Here is a 17,458-nt window from a genome sequence, read left to right on the forward strand (position 1 = left end):
TCGGCAGATAGAACGAAAACGGCGGGGAGACCCGCCGTTTTTTTACTTCACCCCGGCCTGCATGAACGACTGCATGAACTGGCGCTGGAACAGCAGGAAGGCCAGCACCAGCGGCCCTACGCACAGCAGCGTGCCTGCCGACAGCACACCCCAGTCCACGCCGGTCTCGGGCGCCGCAAACAGCGCCATGCCCACCGTCACGGGCCGGCTGGCCTCGGTCTGCGTGGCCACCAGCGGCCACAGGAAGTTGTTCCAGTGATAGCTGACCGATACCAGCGCATAGGCCAGGTAAGTCGGACGCGCCAGCGGCACGTACACCTTCCACAGGATGCCAAGGCGGCCCAGCCCCTCGATGCGCGCTGCATCCTCCAGCTCCTGCGGCACGGTCATGAACGTCTGGCGCAGCAGAAAGATGCCGAACGCGCTGGCGATATACGGCAACGCCACGCCCAGCCACCGATCCACCTGCCCCAGTTGCGCGATGGTCAGATAGTTCTCCGCGATCAGCACCTCGGGCATCACCATCAATTGCAGCAGCACCAGCCCGAAGACGATGCTGCGACCCGGGAATGTCATCCGCGCCAGCGCGAACCCGGCCAAAGTGCAGACCACCAGTTGCAGCGCCAGCAGCAGCGTGACGATGGCAACCGTGTTGATCAGATAGCGCGCAAACGGCGCCACGCTCCACGCCTGTGGAAAATTGTCGAGTCCCCACCGGGTGTCGAAGCTCAGCCGCATGGCCTCCCCGCCCGGGTGAAAGGCGCCCCAGACCAGCAGCAACAGCGGCGAGATCCACAGCAGGCCGGCCACGGCGGCGGCAACCGGCACAAGCGCGGAGCGCAGCGATATCGAGGAAGCGGTCATCGGTAGTGAATGCGGTTGCGGGTCAGCCAGAACTGGAATCCCGAGCACAGGGCCAGCACCAGCAGCAGCACGATGGTCAGCGCGCCGGCATAGCTCGCGTCCTGGAAGCGGAACGCAATCTCGTAGAGGTAATACAGCAGCAGCGTGCTGGCGTTATTCGGACCACCGCGCGTGAGCACGAACAGGTGATCGATCAGCTTGAACGCATTGATCAGCGCGTTGATCACCACGAACAGCGTGGTGGGCGCCAGCAGCGGCAAGATCACGTGGCGCAGCCGGAACCATGGCGAAGGCGCCTCCAGCCGCGCCGCATCGAGTTGCTCGGTCGAGATCGATTGCAGCGCCGCCAGATAGAAAATCATGAAGAAGCCCGCTTCCTTCCAGATGGTGACCACCATCAGCGCGGGCAGCGCGGTATCCGTATCGCCGAGCCAGTTGCGGCCCGCGATGCCGAACCATGCAAGCAGCCGGTTCAGCAGGCCGATATCGGGCGCGTAGAAGAACAACCACACATTGGCCGCCGCCACCATCGGCAACATGGTCGGCGTGAAGAACGCCAGCCGCAGCAGTCCGCGACCGGCGTAGCGCTGATTGACCCACAGCGCCATGGCCAGCGCCAGCACCACCGAGACCGGCACGGTGATCAGCGCATACCAAAGGTTGTTGCGCACGGCCTGACGGAAAACGGGATCGTCCATCAGCGCCTGGAACTGCTCCATCCCGGAGAACGCTGGCGGAATGCCGGGCGCCTGCGTGTGAATGCTGTGCCAGAAGCTGCCGGCGATGGGCCAGTACGTGAACGCCGCCAGCAGCACGAGCGCCGGCAACAGCAGCAGCCATGCCTGTGCGGCTTGTCGTGCGACGGGTTTTCTAGATGTCATGGCGGATATGCCTGCGGCGTCCCTATCGGTATCGATCCCGGACGCCGCAGGCTTCACGTGTTTAACGCTGATACGGCTTCAGGATGCGCTCGGCCTGCGCCTGCGCGCCGCTCAATGCAGCCTTCGGTTCCTGCTGACCCGTGATGGCCGACTGCAGCGCATCTTCCAGCAGCTTGCGCACGCGCCCAGCCTGGTGCGTCGACAACTCGGCCGTGGCCACCGACAACTGGTCACGTGCCACCAGCGTCTGGGGCACCTTGGCCGCGTAGTCCTTCAGCGTGGCGGTCTGGTAGCTGGCCGGGCTCACGCCCATATAGCCCGTTGCCACGCTCCACTGCGCCGAGCGATCCGGTGCGGTCAGGAACTTGATCAGACGGAACGCGGCGCGCTGCTCGGCATCGGAACCGCTCTTGAACAGATAGAAATTGCCGCCGCCCGTGGGTGAGCCCGGCTCGGTGTTGGCAGGCAGCGGGGCCACGCCGACATCGAACTTGGCATCCTTCAGCACGGCCGTCAGGTTACCCGTGGAGTGCCACATCATCGCGGTCTTGCCCTCGACGAAGTTCTGGCGCAGCGTGCCCCACTCGATCAGGCCCTTCGGGCTCACGCCGTCCTTCGACAGCGACGTCCAGTACTCCAGCGCCTGCACGGCCTTGGGCGTATCGAACGTGGTACGCGTACCAGCCGGGTTCATCAGCGTCTGGCCGTTCTGCTTGGCCAGCGCGCCGAACATCCAGTAGGCGTAGCCCGTGGACGGGATCATCACGCCCCAGCGGCTGGTGTTGCCGCCATCGCGCTTCACCAGCTTGGCAGCGGTTTCGCGCATTTCCGTCCAATTACGCGGCGGCTTGTCGGCGTCGAGCCCGGCCTGGCGGAACGCGTCCTTGTTATAGAACATGACGATGGTCGAGCGCTGGAACGGGATGCCCCAGGTCTTGCCATCGGCGCGGCCATTGTCCATCAGGCCCGGGTAGAAGCTCTTGAGCCACTCCTTGTCTTCGGCCGAGGTCGCGAAATCGTCGAACGGACGAATCACGCCAAGGTCCTTGAGTTCGTGCAGGTCGATCGAGAACAACACCGACGTCTGCACCGGCGTGCCGGCCTTCAGCGCGGCCAGTGCCTTGGTGCGCGCATCGTCGTAGTTGCCCGCGTAGATCGCGTTGACCTTGACGTCCGGGTTGGCTTGCTCGAACTCGCCGACCAGTTTGTCCACCACTTGCGTGAGCGGACCGCCGACGGAAACGGGGTAGTACATCGTGACCTGCGTCGGCGCGGCGACGGCCGACATCGACATCATCGACGCCAGGCAGGTAAGCGTGCCCAGCGCGGTGGCCAGGCGGGTCTTGAACGACATGAAGGCTCCTTGAGGGGTAGGTTCAGGGCAAAGCGGAAAGACGGGCGACGGCTGCTTCGGTGGCAACTGCAGCGGCAAAACGGTGTTCGCGGGTGGCATCCCACTTCAACATCAGGCCGGCGCCGGGGGACAACGCCACCCGGCCCGGATGGCGCACGAGCACGGGCTGGTCGTAGAGGCGCACCTCCACCAGCGTGTCGGCGCCGTGATATTCGGTGCGCACCACCGTGCCGGCATGCGATCCACCCAGTTCGATATGTTCGGGACGCACGCCCAGCCATTCGTCCGTACCAGGCATGCGGATCAGGTTCATCGGCGGCTGGCCGATAAAGCGCGCCACCACCGGCGTGGCAGGCGTGTCGTAAAGCTGCGCCGGCGTACCGGTCTGCGCAATTTCGCCCTGGTGCATCAGCACGATACGGTCGGCCATGCTCATCGCCTCCACCTGATCGTGCGTGACGTAGATCACCGTCAAACCCAGTTGCTGCTGGAGCTTGCGCAATTCCGCGCGCATCTCGGCACGCAGTTGCGCGTCGAGATTCGACAATGGCTCGTCCATCAGGCACAGCGGATGCTGCGAGACGATGGCGCGCGCCAGCGCCACGCGCTGCTTCTGTCCACCCGACAGCGCGCCGGGCTTGCGCGCCAGCAGCGCGCCCAGGCCCAGCAGCTCGGCCGCATGCGTGAGTCGGCGCCCCTGCTCGTCACGCGGCACCTTGCGCGCGCGCAGCCCGAACAGGATGTTGTCTGCCACGCTCAAATGCGGGAACAGTGCGTACGACTGGAACACCATGCTCAAGCCGCGTTGCGCGGCTTCCACCGCAGTGATATCGCGACCATCCAGATGAATGCGGCCGGCGTCTGGCTGATCCAGTCCGGCAATCAGGCGCAGCAGCGTGGTCTTGCCGCAGCCGGAAGCGCCGAGCAGTGCAATGAACTCGCCGCGCTCGATGTCGAGGTCGATGCCGCGCAGTACCACGTTATCGCCGAAGCGCTGCGCAATCCGTTCGAGTCGCAGATAGGCCATGGAGGGTGTCTTTCGGGGGCGATGGTGGCGGTGGAAACGACAGGTTCAGCAGGCATGCAGCGTCACGCCTGCGGCTTCGCATAACGCGGACAGCGCGGGTTGGGCATCCGTGGCATCGGTATCGGTGAACAGGTGGTCGATCTGCTCGAACGCCGCGACGCGGCATGGCGCGTGGCGCCCGAACTTGCTGCTGTCGGCCAGCAGCATCCGCTCGTGGCTGTGCGAGAGCAGCGCATGGCTCAGTTCGGCTTCCTCGGGCTGGAACTCGTACAGCGTGCCGTGCTCGTCAATGCCGGCCGCCCCGCATATCGCCACATGGGCACGGAACTTCCGCATGAAATCCACCGTGGCACTGCCCATCACGTCGAAATCGCCCGCGCGCAGGCGTCCGCCGGCCACCCAGGTTTCGACAGCGGGCTTGTCCGCCAGCGCCAGTACCGCGCCGAGGTTGGTGGTCACCACACGCAGCGGTCGGTCAGCCGGCAGTGCCCGCGCGAACTCTGCCACGGTGGTGCCATATCCGAGGAATATCGTGGCATCTGGTTCGATCATCTCCACGGCGGCCTGCGCGATCCGGCGCTTGCGCTCCACCTGCGCGGTGCTGCGCTGCAGATAGCTGATGTTGTTCTGGCTCGCAGGCAACGTCAGCCCGCCGTGCATGCGGCGCGCCAGCCCTTGCACGCTCAGCTCGTTGATGTCGCGGCGAATGGTCTGGCTGCTAACCCCAAAGCGGCTGGCCAGCTGCTCGGTACTGAGGTAGCCGGTATCGTTCAACCATCCAAAAATTTCACGCTGGCGGGCAGTCAGGCTCATTCGATCACTCTATATGTTCGAATGAAAATGTAAACGCGCAATGTGTCACATCCGTGACATCGTTTACCCCCACGCGGGTGGGTATCCACATGCCGCGCCGCAGCAAACCAGCGTGCGCGCTGTTCTCGCAATCAGGCAGCTTCTCCTAAGTCGGCTCACGAAAACATTCACTTCGAGGTCCCGGCGGGATCGTGGAAGATCAGGTTTTCATGCCGATATGGGAGCGCACCGATATGCCCGCTTGCGGCCGCTGCTTTCTCCGCGTTGCGCGTGGCTGCCTGATTGCGATGGGGCTGGCGCTGCCCGTTACCGCTTCGGCATGGACAGCGGGCGGCAGCGGCGGTGCGGCGGCGGCCACGGCATCGCCCGATACCCACTCCGGGCCGTATCGCGGCATCGTCGGGCCGGTCGGTTCCCCGGAGCCTGCACCGGAGGCGCCAAAGACCTGGGACCGCGCATTGCCCTTCTTCGCGCAGCGCGTGATCGACAAAGGCTATAACCTGCCCAATCCGTACGACATCGGGTACTCCTACTACGATGGCTACCAGCGCTATCAATTGAGCGGCCTGCAGGTATCCGCGGGCGGCAACCCGCTGCGCGGCGCGGATTTCGTGCAGTTCCAGCAATCACGCATTCATAACAGTTCGAACCAGGTGCAGATGGGTGCATGGCTGTTTCCGTTCATGAATGTGTACGGCATCGTTGGCAACGTGCAGGGCAGCGGCAACATCGACATCAGCTTTTCTTCGCTCACCGATCTCGAGCGGTTCTTCGGGGTCAACATAGGCTGCGGGGGGCGGCGTCCCCGCGACGCCTGCAGCAAGCCGATCAAGCTGCCCACCCAGCATGCCAGCTACAGCGGCCATACCTACGGCGGCGGCTTCACACTGGTGGGCACCTACCGCGACCTGTTCTTCGCGTTGCCGGTGACCTACACCGTGGCGGATATCTCGATGTCGGACACGCCGGTCAAGTCGGTCAACATCGGGCCGCGCGTGGGATGGAATCTCCGGCTGGGCCACGGACTGGGGCTGCTCACGCCCTTCATCGGCGCCACCTACTTCCGCACCCGCGCCACCATCACCGGACACTTTGACGTACCGATCCCCGATATCGACGGCCAGACCGAGCGGTTGAACTATCAGATCGCGGAACGGGTGACGGGTTACTGGAGCGGTTCCGTAGGCGCCAACTGGACCATCAACCGCAGCGTCGGCGTCTTGTTGGAAATCGGCTACGGGTACAACCGTAACAACATCATCGCCACCGGCTTCTTCCGGTTCTGACGATCATGCGCGCCACCTTCCCTCCCTTGCTCGCCGCGTTGCTGACCATGCCCGTGGCGGCACAGGAAGCCACGCCCGACACCCCGCCCAAGACCGCCTGGATCGACAAGATCCTGAACAAGCTTGGCGCCTCGAAGGAGGTGGACCTGAGCCATGGCGTGGACTGGGGCATCCTGCCCGGGCCGTTCTACAACCCAGAGATGGGGCTGGGACTCGGCGCGGCAGCCATCGGCCTGTACAAGCCGAAGAACGCCGAGAAGGACACGCAGCTCTCCACGCTCACGCTACACGGCTTTGTGACGACGACCGGCGCATTCGGTATCGGCGCGGACAACAACACGTTCTTCGGCGACGACAGCTATCGCTTTGTGTTCTCGGGCGGCCTGTTCAACATGCCGACCTCCTACTGGGGCATTGGCTACGACAACGCCATCAACGACGCCAACAAGGAGGGCTACACGCACCGGGGGGTCTCGCTGCAACCGCGCATGATGATGCGGATCATGCCGAATACCTACATCGGCGGCGGCTACGACTTCGAGTACGACGACGCGGCCAACATCGAACGTGGCAGCGCCAGCGCGTTCGCCGCCGATCCCCACGGCACGCATGTCATCAGCAGCGGCCTCACCGCGCATTTCTCCTACGACACGCGCGATTTCATCCCCAACCCGTACAAGGGCCAGGCGCTTTTGATCAACGGTACGGTGTATCGCCGCGGCCTGGGCAGCGATTTCGATTTCGAAACGCTGGAGATCACCTACGACAAGTACTTCGCCATGCGCGAGCGCGACGTGCTGGCCTTCGACATCTACGGCAAGTTCAACTGGGGCGACGTGCCATGGAGCATGATGTCCAAGCTCGGCGACAACCGGCGCATGCGCGGCTACTTCATGGGCCAATACCGCGACAAGGCGTTGCTGACCGCACAGGTGGAATATCGCTGGCACATCGCGGGCCGGCAGGGCATGGTGTTCTGGCTGGCCACCGGCGCCATCGCCGGCAACCCCGGTGCGTTGCGCGATGCGCACTGGCTGCCCAATGGCGGCGTGGGCTACCGCTTCGAGTTCAAGCCGCGCGTCAACGTGCGCTTTGACGTAGGCGTGGGCAAGAACACCAAGGGTGTGTATTTCCAGATCAACGAGGCGTTTTGAGCGAAACGTTTCGCGAATTTCTTATCACTTCAGCAATCTATTGACGAGTGCACCAACACGGTCGCATTTCCATGACCGAGGTGTAACCGGCCTGCCATGGGCACTCCATGTCGCGTCATTAGACTCAGCGAGCCCCCCGAAAAATCGTTCAGCTCCTGAGAACTACCAATGAAGAAATCTCTCGCCACGCTCGCCACAGGCGCAGCACTGATCGCGATCAGTGCGACGGCCAATGCGAGCCAGACCCCCATCGTGGTGGATGCATCGTTCGAAAAACAAGGACAAGTGCATCGTCCTCGTGATCCCTACACCGATGGTGGCCGCATTCAACAGCGTGATGTCTACACAGACGGTGCACGCACCGCCAATGGCACTCCCCACTGAATCCACGTCGCCATGAAGACAAAACCAGGCCGCCTCCGAGCGGCCTGAAGTCTTTTTATGGGCCGTGAATTTACTTTTCACCACCTTGATTCCACTGAGAACCAAGTGCGTTTTATTTAAGGAAGCGCAATGAAACTCCGTTACGGCTTTGCCGCGGCAACTCTCAGCATGCTGTCTGCCGCCACCTTCGCCCAATCCCATGTCACGCTTTACGGCATTCTCGATGTGGGTATCGAATATCTCAACAACGTGCCAACGGCCACAGGCGGCGCCAATCAGGTGCGCATGAGTTCGGGCAATATGTCCACGTCGCGCTGGGGCCTGCGCGGTCAAGAGGATCTCGGCGGCGGACTGAAGGCCATCTTTCAGCTCGAAAGCGGATTTGCGCCGGACAACGGCAGTCTGCTCACGAACCGGTTGTTCGACCGTGCGGCGTATGTCGGTCTCCAGAGCCGGTACGGCACTGTGGCGCTTGGCCGGCAGAACACGCCGATCCACGACACGGGTCATATCCTGGACCCGATGCGATACGCGCCCCGCTACTCGCTGTGGACAAACGACGATATCCTCGCCGGCCGCACCGATAACGCGATCCGGTACGACGGCAAGTTCGGCGGCCTGACGATGAGCGCGATGTACAGCCTGGGCCGCACCGGCACTGGCGAGATCCCGGGCAACTTCAAGGTGGACCGCAACTACGGCGCCTCGGTGATGTACGAGAACGGCCCGCTGGGGATTGGCGCCGCGTATGACGAATTCCAGGGCACCAGCGTGGCCACGGCGGACCGCAAGGATCGTCGTGCCCTGATCGGCGCCAGTTATGCATTCGGCGCAGCCCGCGCCTTTGTGGGCTACCGCTGGTTCAAGGGCGATGTCGGCACGCTTCCGGGTAGCGGTTCGAACCTCTACTGGGCGGGTATGCGTTACGCGGTGAACCCCTCCGTCTCCCTGATGGGCGCTGCATACTACACCGACACCCGCAATTCGAGTGCCGACCCGATCATGCTCGTCGCCTCGGCGGACTATGCATTCTCCAAGCGTACCGACGTCTATTTCAATATCGGCTACGCCATCAACCGCGACGGCTCCCAACTGGGCATGAACGGATTCAATGGGCCGGCGGGTAGCCCGGCCAATGTCGTGGCCGGTGACGACCAGATCGGCATGGTGATGGGTGTCCGTCACCGCTTCTGATCGCCGGAAGATCGTCTGAGTTATCGGTACTTTCCTTACCGGTATGCTTTGTCGATGAAAAACGCCGCGGACCTCACGGACCGCGGCGCTTTTCTTTTCTACAGACCGAACGGCTTACTTCGCGGTCTTGATGCTCGTAGCGTCGGCGGTCAGGTAACCCACCGAGGCGCCCAGGCCGTTCTTGTAGTTGGCGAACACCAGCGGCTCCACTTGCGCCTTCACGGCAGCCTTGATGCCATCGCCGGCGTGCTGGAAGTTGCTCATGATGTACGTCCAGCCGTTGATTTCGTCGACGGCGTGCAGGCCCGTCGATTCACCACCGGCCGGCACCGACATCAGGCGCGACAATTTCTTCGTATCGACGTTGTACGCCCACAGGAAGTTGTTGGTGTGGTTGCTGCTGTCCTCGCCGATGAACAGCGTGCGCAGCTTCTCGGAGAACTTGAGGTTGTCCGGGTTGCCGATGGTCGTCGGATCGGCGGTGTTGCCCAGTGCATCGGCGGCGATGTCCTTGCCGACGATCAGCGCCTGGGTGTGGATCGGTACCCATTCGCTAACGATGGCCGCGCCCGACGTATCCTTCTGGCCGCCGCCCAGCTTGTGCTGCATCACGCCGCCGGCGTTGATGGCTGCCGGCACGCTGATATTGCTCTGCGCGTTCCAGCCCTTGGCGTTGTTCAGCACCATCGAGTCGACGATGTTCTGCAGCGCGGAGTAGGCGATCTTGTCCTTGATGTTGACGGTGGTGCCTTCCATCTTGGTGAAGCCCATGCTGCCACCAGCCACGAAGGCATAGCGGTGCGTTTCCAGGAACGCTGCCACCAGTTCCTTGCCCGGCTTGATCTTGATCCACTGGAACTTGCCGCTGTACGCGATCTTCGTGTACGTCGTGTCCGGCGTGGCATTCAGGGCCGGATCCGTGGCGCTGATGTCCATGATGTCGGCAAACGTGTGCGACTTGGCCCAGCCTTCCACTTGCGCGCTCGTGGCATGGCCCAGCTTGATCCAGGTCAGGTCGGCGCCAGCATCGGCCGGGTTCACGGAGAAGCCGGTGCCCACCTTGGCCACGTACAGCGTACCGGCGGACAGATCCTTTTCCTTGTCAGCCACGAACATGAACAGACCGCTGTTGGTGGCGTCGTCGCCCATCAGCACGGTGCGGTTGTCCGGCATCACCTGCACGAGTTCGTGCGAGATACGGCCCATGCAGTAGTGCTTCTTGATCGAGCCCGTGCCGTCGGCATTGACCGTGACTTCCGGCAGGTGACCGTACAGGTACGGGTTGAACGGGATCGTGCTCGTGCCGTACAGGTTCTTGGCGAAGGCCAGGTTCTGCACCGTGTTCGGATTCGAGGCATCCGGCTCGTACTCTTCGCTCGACAGGTGGGTGTTCCACGGCGACAGGCTGGCGCCGCACGTGATCCACAGGCCGTTGGCCGACGACGTGTCGACGTTGTGGTACTTCACCAGCGACAGCTTGCCGGTGGCCGGGTCCTGGTCCAGCGTCAGGATGGCGATCGGCGACGGCAGCTTGCCGTACATGTCCGTCACCTTGGCCTGGTCCCACGTGGTGTATTCGAACTGCACCACGGCAAAGACCGTGTTGCCCTTCACGCCGTCTACCTTGGCGCCGTCGATCTTCAGCAGCGACGTGCCGTCCGGCGAGTCCGAGAAGAACTGGGCAGCCGTGCCCGTGGACGAATCCATGATCGGCTGGTTGTTGATGTCGAAGTAGCCGCCGGCCAGGATCGTGCCGCCCTTGCCGTCCGACACCTTGTCGCCGGTCATGAAGAACGGCTGGTACGCCAGCTTGAAGTTCTGGCTCGTACCATCGCTGAAGTTCACCTTCAGGCTCGAACCCACGGTAGTGGTGGCCATTTCGGCCGCATTGGCCAGCGAAGGTGCCGGCATGCCGGTGAACTCGGCGGTCGTGAACGTGGCCGTGGAAGCCGGCGGGTTCGTCGTCACGGGAGGGGTAGCGGGGGCGTCGTCGCCGCCGCCGCAACCTGCCAGCAGCGAGGTGGAGGCCAGGCCCAGCGGCAGCATCGGTGCGCCGGCCAGGAACTTCAGTGCCTTGCGGCGCGATGCGTCAAGTTTTTCGGACATTTTTTGGATTTCCCCGTCGATCTAGTGTTTTCATCAGACCGCCCTGCACATGCGTACATGGCAACCCGGTCAGCTCTTGTGGAGGCAACCGCACAGCGGTCAAGCCGGGTGGCATCGTATGAACCGAATGTGACAACACGTTGAACCCGCAACAATTCGCGAGCAGCCGGGAGCGTCACTTCTTGCCGGGTCACACAGCGGACGAAAAAAAACGCCGCGACCCATGTATGGTCGCGGCGTCGTGAAAATGCCGGTCCGGACGACACCCACTTCTGTCACCCGTGTATTGGCGATCTGCAGCCCACCTGCAGGTCTGACCGGCTTGTCCGAGCAGCGGTTGAGTACCGCCACGGGCAGCCATCCTAAGCGCCCCAGATGTCAGTCTCGTGACGAATTGTCATGACAACCGACCATCCGAAGTGCCGAAACCGGTCCTTCAATATGCCTCCGGACGACCTTGCCCGTGGGCCAGTTTTTTCTCCGGTCACCACACCGTGTGTGGTGAAAATCAAACGTTACAAACCTGTCATTCGGCAGTTTTGCGCATCAAGCGGCCGATTTCGTGCGTTTTCGGAATATGTCATCTTTAGCCTATTGAAGTGATCAATCGGGCCGGATATGGTTCAGCGCATAATATTTTCCACGGCAATATATGCAATCAAAAACATATATTGTTCGCCCCGATCGGAAAAAACGATGCACGACACCATTCCGGGACGCCTCGCGTCTCCAGCCGCCCTCACGCCCCGCCTCGACGGAGCTCGCCGACGCACGCCCCCGTGCGCCCCGCGTGCGTCCATGACCATCCATTTCCGCTTACCGGTTTTGTAGCAGCTTCGTAGCAACCGTCGCTGCATCCGGGGCAAAACGTCTCTGATATCCCGGAACAGCGACACCTCTGGGGGTAATACATCCAAGGTGTACGGGGTCAACCGACGGGCCAGCCAGACCCGCGGGCGTCGCCAGGCCAGCATGGATGTATTACCCAGGATCCACGTCTGGAGAACTTTCAATGAGCAGTGTGACTAATGGTGGCGGCGCTAAAGCGCCGTTCTTTTCAAAGGAGGCGACCTACGCCCAGCCGGGGTTTTCCCGCTGGATGGTCCCGCCCGCTGCACTGGCGGTGCACCTCTGTATCGGCCAGGCCTACGCGTTTTCGGTGTTCAACGCGCCGCTGTCGAAAGTCATCGGCATTACCGAATCGGTGGCCGACGACTGGAAACTGACCACGCTCGGCTGGATTTTCTCGCTGGCCATTTTCTTCCTCGGCATTTCCGCCGCTTTCGCCGGTAAATGGCTGGAGCGCGTGGGTCCGCGCCGCACGATGTTCACGGCCGCCTGCTGTTTCGGCGGCGGCTTCCTGATCTCGGCCCTCGGCGTCTACACGCACCAGATCGCCCTGCTCTATCTCGGCTACGGCGTGCTCGGCGGTATCGGGCTTGGCCTGGGTTATGTCTCACCCGTCTCCACGCTGATCCGCTGGTTCCCGGACCGTCGCGGCATGGCCACCGGCATGGCGATCATGGGCTTTGGCGGCGGCGCGATGATCGCCGCCCCGCTGTCCGTGGTGCTGATGAACTACTTCAAGAGCGCAACGTCGGTCGGCGTAGCCCAGACCTTCCTGGTGATGGGCGTAGGCTACTTCATCTCGATGAGCATCGGCTCGCTGGCCATCCGCGTGCCGCCGCCCGGCTGGAAGCCGGAAGGCTGGACCCCGCCCGTGGTCGAGAACAAGATGATCACGCGCAACCACGTGCATATCGATGAAGCCCTGAAGACGCCGCAGTTCTATCTGCTGTGGTTCGTGCTGTTCCTGAACGTGACCGCCGGTATCGGCGTGCTCGGCCAGGCATCGCTGATGATCCAGGAAAGCTTCAAGGGCAGCGTCACCGCCGCCGCCGCAGCCGGCTTCGTCGGCCTGCTGTCGCTGTTCAACATGGGCGGCCGCTTCTTCTGGGCTTCCTCGTCGGACTGGATCGGCCGCAAGAACACGTACTTCATTTTCTTCGCGCTGGGTGCCGTGCTGTACTGGCTGGTGCCGCAACTGGGCGCCGCCGGCAATATCGCGCTGTTCGTGCTGGCCTACTGCGTGATCATGTCGATGTACGGCGGTGGCTTCTCCACCATCCCGGCCTACCTGGCCGACATGTTCGGCACCGCATTCGTGGGCGGTATCCACGGCCGCCTGCTGACCGCCTGGGCCGCCGCAGGTATCGCCGGCCCCGTGCTGGTCAACTACATCCGCGAGTACCAGGTAGCCCACGGCGTAACCGGCGCCGCCGCGTACACCATGACGCTGCACATCATGGCCGCCCTGCTGGTGATCGGCTTCATCTGCAACCTGATGGTGTCGCGTGTCAATAACAAGCACCACATGAGCGACGCAGATGTGGCCAAGCTCGGTGCCGGCACCGGCGCCGCCCACTGATCCCGAGGAGAGAACATGGAAAACCAGAACCTCAACGCTGCCCCCACCAACAAGGCCCTGCTGGCCGCCTTCTGGCTCTACGTACTGGTGCCGCTGGTCTGGGGCGTGTCCAACACGATTACCCAGGCGCTGAAGCTGTTCCAGTGAAGGGTGTGTTGGTGATGTGATAAGGGGCTGCCGTTGGCAGCCCTTTTTTTGTGTCTGTTATCGCCCCTGGTTAAGCAGATCCCTCCTGCGGACTTCCTGCAGACTCGATCTCCGGAGGAAATGTCGGCTCCACGCACAGCAGCATCGCAAGCCAATGCAGGGTGGCGCGCATCAGATCGAGCGGGGCAAGACACGGCAGCAATACCCACCACAGAGGACCGCCGCGCAGAAGCCGCTCCGGGTAGAGGTAGAAGACCTCCAGCAACGACATATGCGGCCACGCGCCTTTCCATGGCCGCAGGAACGGTTGGGGCACGCTCTCGGCCCCTTCTTCCATATAGCGCCGGATGTACTCCCACCATGCCCGGCCCCGCGCAGCAGTGCCTGCCGCCCGGCCCACGAAGATCAGGCCGCGCATCTGCGCCGCCTCCATGTCCACCCAACACAGGATCAGGCGACCATGGCCCAAGTTCGCATCCTTCTCGCTAACGGGTTCGGGAGAGAATGCAGCAGGATTGTCGAGCGTGGCCCGGGCATCGTCCCAGTCGTGCACAACAATCCCGCCCGCGCTCGGCCGGTTATGCACATAGACCTTGCGTGTCACGCGATTGAACCGAATCAGGGTACGCCGCGTCGTGAAGTAGTCCATGCGGACCAGTGGCAGCACAAGTTTCTTGAAGAACCATATGAGGCCAAACAGGATCAACGACATCCCTGTCAGCAGGACTATTCGCCCCGCAAGATTTAGCGATTCGTCTGCGTTGACCAACCCTTGGAAAGGGTCCGCAATCACGAGAACATACTGATAGGACAAAAAGCCGATCATTGCAGTTGGAATCAAACACACCGCAAATCCCAACATCCCGCGCTGCGCCTCGAATTGCCCACATACTTCAAGATAGGTATCAGTACGCTTGAATACCGAGGCATTGGAAATCGGCCGTTCTGCAGCACGCTTGTCGTGAGCCATGCCATCAGTCATCGGCAGGGTGGGGTCAACCTCCGGAGACGTCTTCAAACCCCAGGCGATGGACTCTTCCATCAGCATGACTGTGCCCCCCGCGATATCGATCCCGCAACATGCCTACGTTCGTCCGCGTGCGTACCGGCTTCGGCTATCAGTGATTGCAGCGCCTGTTGGAACTCCAGCTCTTCTTCAGCCTGACTGGCGTAAGGTCTTCCGGGCAAATCGGCATACCGCCTTCGTCCCGGCAGATTGCGATACGCGACGGGCTGCATGCAGAATCTGCAACGCATCAGCCACACGTTCATGCGGCCTTGCTCCGCCGTGACAGTCAGCGCAAGTTCGATGACTTGGTACAGGATCAGCACCCAGCCCACAACCCCGACGACAAGCTCAGCGCCAGCCCGCACCGCGATGCCTCCCAGAATCGAGGCCGGCAACCGTCTTGCAGCAAACGTCTTCAAGAGCGTTCCCATACCAGCCATCCAGTTCCCAGCAACGTTCCTGCCGATAACATGGCCCACGCGCTCCAACAATGGGCCGCTGTACAGCACGCCCACAAAAACCGAACCCGCCGCGGCCATGCTGTTCAGCACGCCTTTTGTAAGCAAGACGGCAGCTGAAAGTCACCGCTGATCGGCCCAGGCGCGAGTAGCGTCCCCAAACGCCTGCACCGCCATCACCCCCGCTGCGAATCCCCCCAGTACCCCACTCGCCAGCGAAAGATGACTCACCCACGGCGAGCCATTGCGCACGATCTTGACCAGATGTCCGGCCGAGATAGCAACCGCCCCTGAGGTTGCAGTCATGGCTGCATAGAGTTCCCAACGCTGGCGGGAGCTTTCGGTCTTGCCGTCGAACGCTTTCCATTTCAACGCAAGGTTCCAGGCCTCAACCAGTCCAAGCGCGGTGCCGAGGCGCAAAGACGCGAAATTGGCATTTCGTTTGTCGGCGGCTGCCGCCCTCAGCTTGTCGAGCAGCCGTTTTGCCTCATCGGTATGCACGCCGACCCTCGATCCATATGCGGCGTCGAACGTGCCGATCACCATGTCGGCCATCCCCTGCATGAAGTCTTTTGCGCCGCCACGCAGGTAAAGCAGAAATGCATAGAACTTGGTCACCGCACCGCTCGCGGGTTGCAGCGCCGACTGTCCAATCGTCGAGTAGAACTGGGCACCCAACACGAACTTTGCGGCAACGCCACCCATACCGTGCGGCGGCATTGCTTCATCGGCTGCCACGGCGATCGCAGAGGCCTTGTCAAAGGTGCCTGCGATATTCGACACCATGGATTGGAGAGTCGTCGTGTGGATATCCCGATGGCCCTGCAAATGGCTTGCGACCCTCCTGAACTCCTCGATGGCAGCCCGTTGGTTAAACAGGAACTGGCGGTTGATCAGGTTGCTGCGTCGAACCTCCATATCCGTGGCCCACGCTTTCAGCAGCGCCTGTCCGCCTTTGGATAGCCCCAGACCATAGGTACACAGCGAAACCTGATATTCAAACAGCACGCCACAGCGTTCATCGTTCGTGCCATACCATTCCAGCGCCTCCAATAACGCAGCGCAGGTCAGCCATGGCTTGAGTTCGGTGAAGCGGCGCTCGGCCTCCTCGAACGCGGACATGAGTTGATCATTGACCCGATCGACAAACTTAACGCGGGCCGCCTCGTCGTAGTATTGCTCGTAGATCGACCACGCTTCCGCCTGTTGACGCTGCACCCACTTCTCGGGATCTCGCTTCCATTCTGCGTACTCGGGGTTGGCAACTGCGACACCGAATTGCGGAACGGTAGCCAGGCCACGCGGCGGCAGCCCCGCCTGCGCAATGACAAGCTTCTTGAGCCCTTCGATTCGGAACGAAGTCTGCAACTCCCATTCACGTGGCTTGATAATCCTCTCTACATCCTCCTCGACCGCGCGCATCGAGCGGTTCAGCTCTTGCGTGATGCCGATGGGGTCCCACAGCACGATGGCGGGCGATTTCGTTTCTTCCAGCCTTTGGAGCAGGTTTGTGAGGCGCTGGCCGTGAGCATCGAAGTCGGGCGTGTAAACCCCCGGGCCACCCATCAGTGGATACAGTTGACGCGAAATGTGATGCTGTCCGATCTGGCGCGGATCTTTCGCGTCTATTTCCCCGACACCGTCCTTGTTCAGCTTGAACTCGGCCACCCATTGGGTCAGTTCGTTCGCCTGCAGTGTGTGAGCCTGCCCTCTCCCCCCCTTGGGAGACAGGGTCTGCATGCCGAGCCTGTCCTTGGCCCGCTGGTCGAGCATGGCCGCCGGCACGATATCGGGCGAAAACAGCATGTGGATGGCCGAAACTTCCTCGATCCTGTCGATCGAGACGAGAGAGGCGCCTACGCCGTCGGTAGCCAGGTCACACGTAAATGGCACCTGCACCGGGGGCGGGTAGCCGATCGGGAACTGCGCCAGCATGCCGCCCGGGGTGACCGCGTAGCCCTGCCATTGCGGACCACGCTTTCGTTCGACCAGCACGTACAGGTAGCCTTCACGCAGCAGGCGTACGGCGTAGCGCGACGCGCCCAACGCCTTGTCCGTGACGTTCGCGCCCAGTGTCGACGCCAGGTCAGGCCATTGGCTGGCCGGCGCATTGCACACCACGGCATAGCGCAGGGGCAGGAACGTGTACCCCTTGGGCTTGCAGAATCGGCAATTTTTTCTCCCGCCCATCTGACCGGGGAGTACCGATACTTCTATGAGTTTGGAGATCTCTTCTGGAGCGGTCTGTCTATCCACCCCACTCCCCATCGCGTTTTTCTCGTTGACCCCACTCGCCATGCTGCGCGCTCCGTTCTCGCTATGACTGAATACTCGGCTTGGCTCATCTGCCAGC

15 protein-coding genes are annotated in these 17,458 nt (G+C 62.3%); 6 read left to right on the forward strand and 9 right to left on the reverse strand.

What is annotated here, in order from left to right:
- Positions 1–42 precede the first annotated feature (42 nt).
- The 5 genes from GA566_RS22315 to GA566_RS22335 all read right to left on the reverse strand — a co-directional run bounded on the left by GA566_RS22315 (position 43) and on the right by GA566_RS22335 (position 4,939).
- The gene (locus tag GA566_RS22315) at positions 43–864 is read right to left on the reverse strand and encodes a carbohydrate ABC transporter permease (protein ID WP_137926769.1); all 822 of its coding nucleotides are present in this window, start codon (positions 862–864) and stop codon (positions 43–45) included.
- Positions 861–1,745 carry a carbohydrate ABC transporter permease gene (locus tag GA566_RS22320; RefSeq protein ID WP_160474038.1) on the reverse strand — a complete coding sequence of 295 codons (885 nt, stop codon included), beginning with the start codon at positions 1,743–1,745 and terminating at the stop codon, positions 861–863. The genes GA566_RS22315 and GA566_RS22320 overlap by 4 nt, the downstream gene beginning before the upstream one ends.
- Before the next feature lie 61 nt (positions 1,746–1,806).
- A complete protein-coding gene (locus tag GA566_RS22325) occupies positions 1,807–3,099 on the reverse strand; it encodes an ABC transporter substrate-binding protein (RefSeq protein WP_160474039.1) in 1,293 nt (430 codons plus the stop codon).
- Between the two features lie 22 nt (positions 3,100–3,121).
- Positions 3,122–4,126, reverse strand: a complete 1,005-nt coding sequence (locus tag GA566_RS22330) for an ABC transporter ATP-binding protein (RefSeq protein ID WP_137926772.1) — start codon at positions 4,124–4,126, stop codon at positions 3,122–3,124.
- Between the two features lie 45 nt (positions 4,127–4,171).
- Complete coding sequence (locus GA566_RS22335; protein ID WP_160474040.1) at positions 4,172–4,939, reverse strand: DeoR/GlpR family DNA-binding transcription regulator; 768 nt, start codon at positions 4,937–4,939, stop codon at positions 4,172–4,174.
- Positions 4,940–5,130: 191 nt separating this feature from the next.
- Between GA566_RS22335 and GA566_RS22340 the strand changes: the two genes are divergently transcribed.
- The 4 genes from GA566_RS22340 (at position 5,131) to GA566_RS22355 (ending at position 8,957) form a co-directional block, all read left to right on the forward strand.
- Positions 5,131–6,225 (forward strand): hypothetical protein, encoded by a 1,095-nt coding sequence (locus tag GA566_RS22340; protein WP_370459339.1) that lies wholly within the window; start codon positions 5,131–5,133, stop codon positions 6,223–6,225.
- A gap of 5 nt (positions 6,226–6,230) precedes the next feature.
- On the forward strand, positions 6,231–7,379 hold the full coding sequence (locus GA566_RS22345) for a BamA/TamA family outer membrane protein (RefSeq protein WP_160474041.1): 1,149 nt from the start codon (positions 6,231–6,233) through the stop codon (positions 7,377–7,379).
- A 168-nt stretch (positions 7,380–7,547) separates the two neighbouring features.
- Complete coding sequence (locus GA566_RS22350; protein ID WP_137926775.1) at positions 7,548–7,763, forward strand: hypothetical protein; 216 nt, start codon at positions 7,548–7,550, stop codon at positions 7,761–7,763.
- A 129-nt stretch (positions 7,764–7,892) separates the two neighbouring features.
- Positions 7,893–8,957: a porin gene (locus tag GA566_RS22355; RefSeq protein ID WP_160474042.1), complete on the forward strand. Its 1,065-nt coding sequence runs from the start codon at positions 7,893–7,895 to the stop codon at positions 8,955–8,957.
- 114 nt (positions 8,958–9,071) lie between these two features.
- On the opposite strand, the gene GA566_RS22360 is transcribed toward GA566_RS22355, so the two are convergent.
- On the reverse strand, positions 9,072–11,063 hold the full coding sequence (locus GA566_RS22360) for a PhoX family phosphatase (protein ID WP_137926777.1): 1,992 nt from the start codon (positions 11,061–11,063) through the stop codon (positions 9,072–9,074).
- Between the two features lie 1,012 nt (positions 11,064–12,075).
- Between GA566_RS22360 and GA566_RS22365 the strand changes: the two genes are divergently transcribed.
- Positions 12,076–13,491: an OFA family MFS transporter gene (locus tag GA566_RS22365; protein ID WP_160474043.1), complete on the forward strand. Its 1,416-nt coding sequence runs from the start codon at positions 12,076–12,078 to the stop codon at positions 13,489–13,491.
- Positions 13,492–13,506: 15 nt separating this feature from the next.
- Positions 13,507–13,638 (forward strand): oxalate:formate antiporter, encoded by a 132-nt coding sequence (locus GA566_RS22370; protein ID WP_137926779.1) that lies wholly within the window; start codon positions 13,507–13,509, stop codon positions 13,636–13,638.
- 70 nt (positions 13,639–13,708) lie between these two features.
- Here the strand turns inward: GA566_RS22370 and GA566_RS22375 are convergent, their stop codons facing one another.
- The 3 genes from GA566_RS22375 to GA566_RS22385 are packed head-to-tail and all read right to left on the reverse strand — an operon-like array spanning position 13,709 to position 17,403.
- Positions 13,709–14,686 (reverse strand): DUF6708 domain-containing protein, encoded by a 978-nt coding sequence (locus GA566_RS22375; protein ID WP_160474044.1) that lies wholly within the window; start codon positions 14,684–14,686, stop codon positions 13,709–13,711.
- Positions 14,680–15,198, reverse strand: a complete 519-nt coding sequence (locus GA566_RS22380) for a hypothetical protein (RefSeq protein ID WP_160474045.1) — start codon at positions 15,196–15,198, stop codon at positions 14,680–14,682. Before GA566_RS22380 ends, GA566_RS22375 begins: the two co-directional genes overlap by 7 nt.
- 30 nt (positions 15,199–15,228) lie before the next feature.
- Positions 15,229–17,403, reverse strand: a complete 2,175-nt coding sequence (locus tag GA566_RS22385; protein ID WP_160474046.1) for a T6SS effector BTH_I2691 family protein — start codon at positions 17,401–17,403, stop codon at positions 15,229–15,231.
- Positions 17,404–17,458 lie beyond the last annotated feature (55 nt).

This window comes from Cupriavidus sp. SW-Y-13, from assembly GCF_009793345.1.
Lineage (GTDB): Bacteria > Pseudomonadota > Gammaproteobacteria > Burkholderiales > Burkholderiaceae > Cupriavidus.

Excerpts from the sequence above, each read along its gene's own strand:
- GA566_RS22315 (WP_137926769.1), bottom strand. The coding sequence starts at position 864 with ATGACCGCTTCCTCGATATCGCTGCGCTCCGCGCTTGTGCCGGTTGCC.
- GA566_RS22320 (WP_160474038.1), bottom strand. The coding sequence starts at position 1,745 with ATGACATCTAGAAAACCCGTCGCACGACAAGCCGCACAGGCATGGCTG.
- GA566_RS22325 (WP_160474039.1), bottom strand. The coding sequence starts at position 3,099 with ATGTCGTTCAAGACCCGCCTGGCCACCGCGCTGGGCACGCTTACCTGC.
- GA566_RS22330 (WP_137926772.1), bottom strand. The coding sequence starts at position 4,126 with ATGGCCTATCTGCGACTCGAACGGATTGCGCAGCGCTTCGGCGATAAC.
- GA566_RS22335 (WP_160474040.1), bottom strand. The coding sequence starts at position 4,939 with ATGAGCCTGACTGCCCGCCAGCGTGAAATTTTTGGATGGTTGAACGAT.
- GA566_RS22345 (WP_160474041.1), top strand. The coding sequence starts at position 6,231 with ATGCGCGCCACCTTCCCTCCCTTGCTCGCCGCGTTGCTGACCATGCCC.
- GA566_RS22350 (WP_137926775.1), top strand. The coding sequence starts at position 7,548 with ATGAAGAAATCTCTCGCCACGCTCGCCACAGGCGCAGCACTGATCGCG.
- GA566_RS22355 (WP_160474042.1), top strand. The coding sequence starts at position 7,893 with ATGAAACTCCGTTACGGCTTTGCCGCGGCAACTCTCAGCATGCTGTCT.
- GA566_RS22360 (WP_137926777.1), bottom strand. The coding sequence starts at position 11,063 with ATGTCCGAAAAACTTGACGCATCGCGCCGCAAGGCACTGAAGTTCCTG.
- GA566_RS22365 (WP_160474043.1), top strand. The coding sequence starts at position 12,076 with ATGAGCAGTGTGACTAATGGTGGCGGCGCTAAAGCGCCGTTCTTTTCA.
- GA566_RS22370 (WP_137926779.1), top strand. The coding sequence starts at position 13,507 with ATGGAAAACCAGAACCTCAACGCTGCCCCCACCAACAAGGCCCTGCTG.
- GA566_RS22375 (WP_160474044.1), bottom strand. The coding sequence starts at position 14,686 with ATGCTGATGGAAGAGTCCATCGCCTGGGGTTTGAAGACGTCTCCGGAG.
- GA566_RS22385 (WP_160474046.1), bottom strand. The coding sequence starts at position 17,403 with ATGGCGAGTGGGGTCAACGAGAAAAACGCGATGGGGAGTGGGGTGGAT.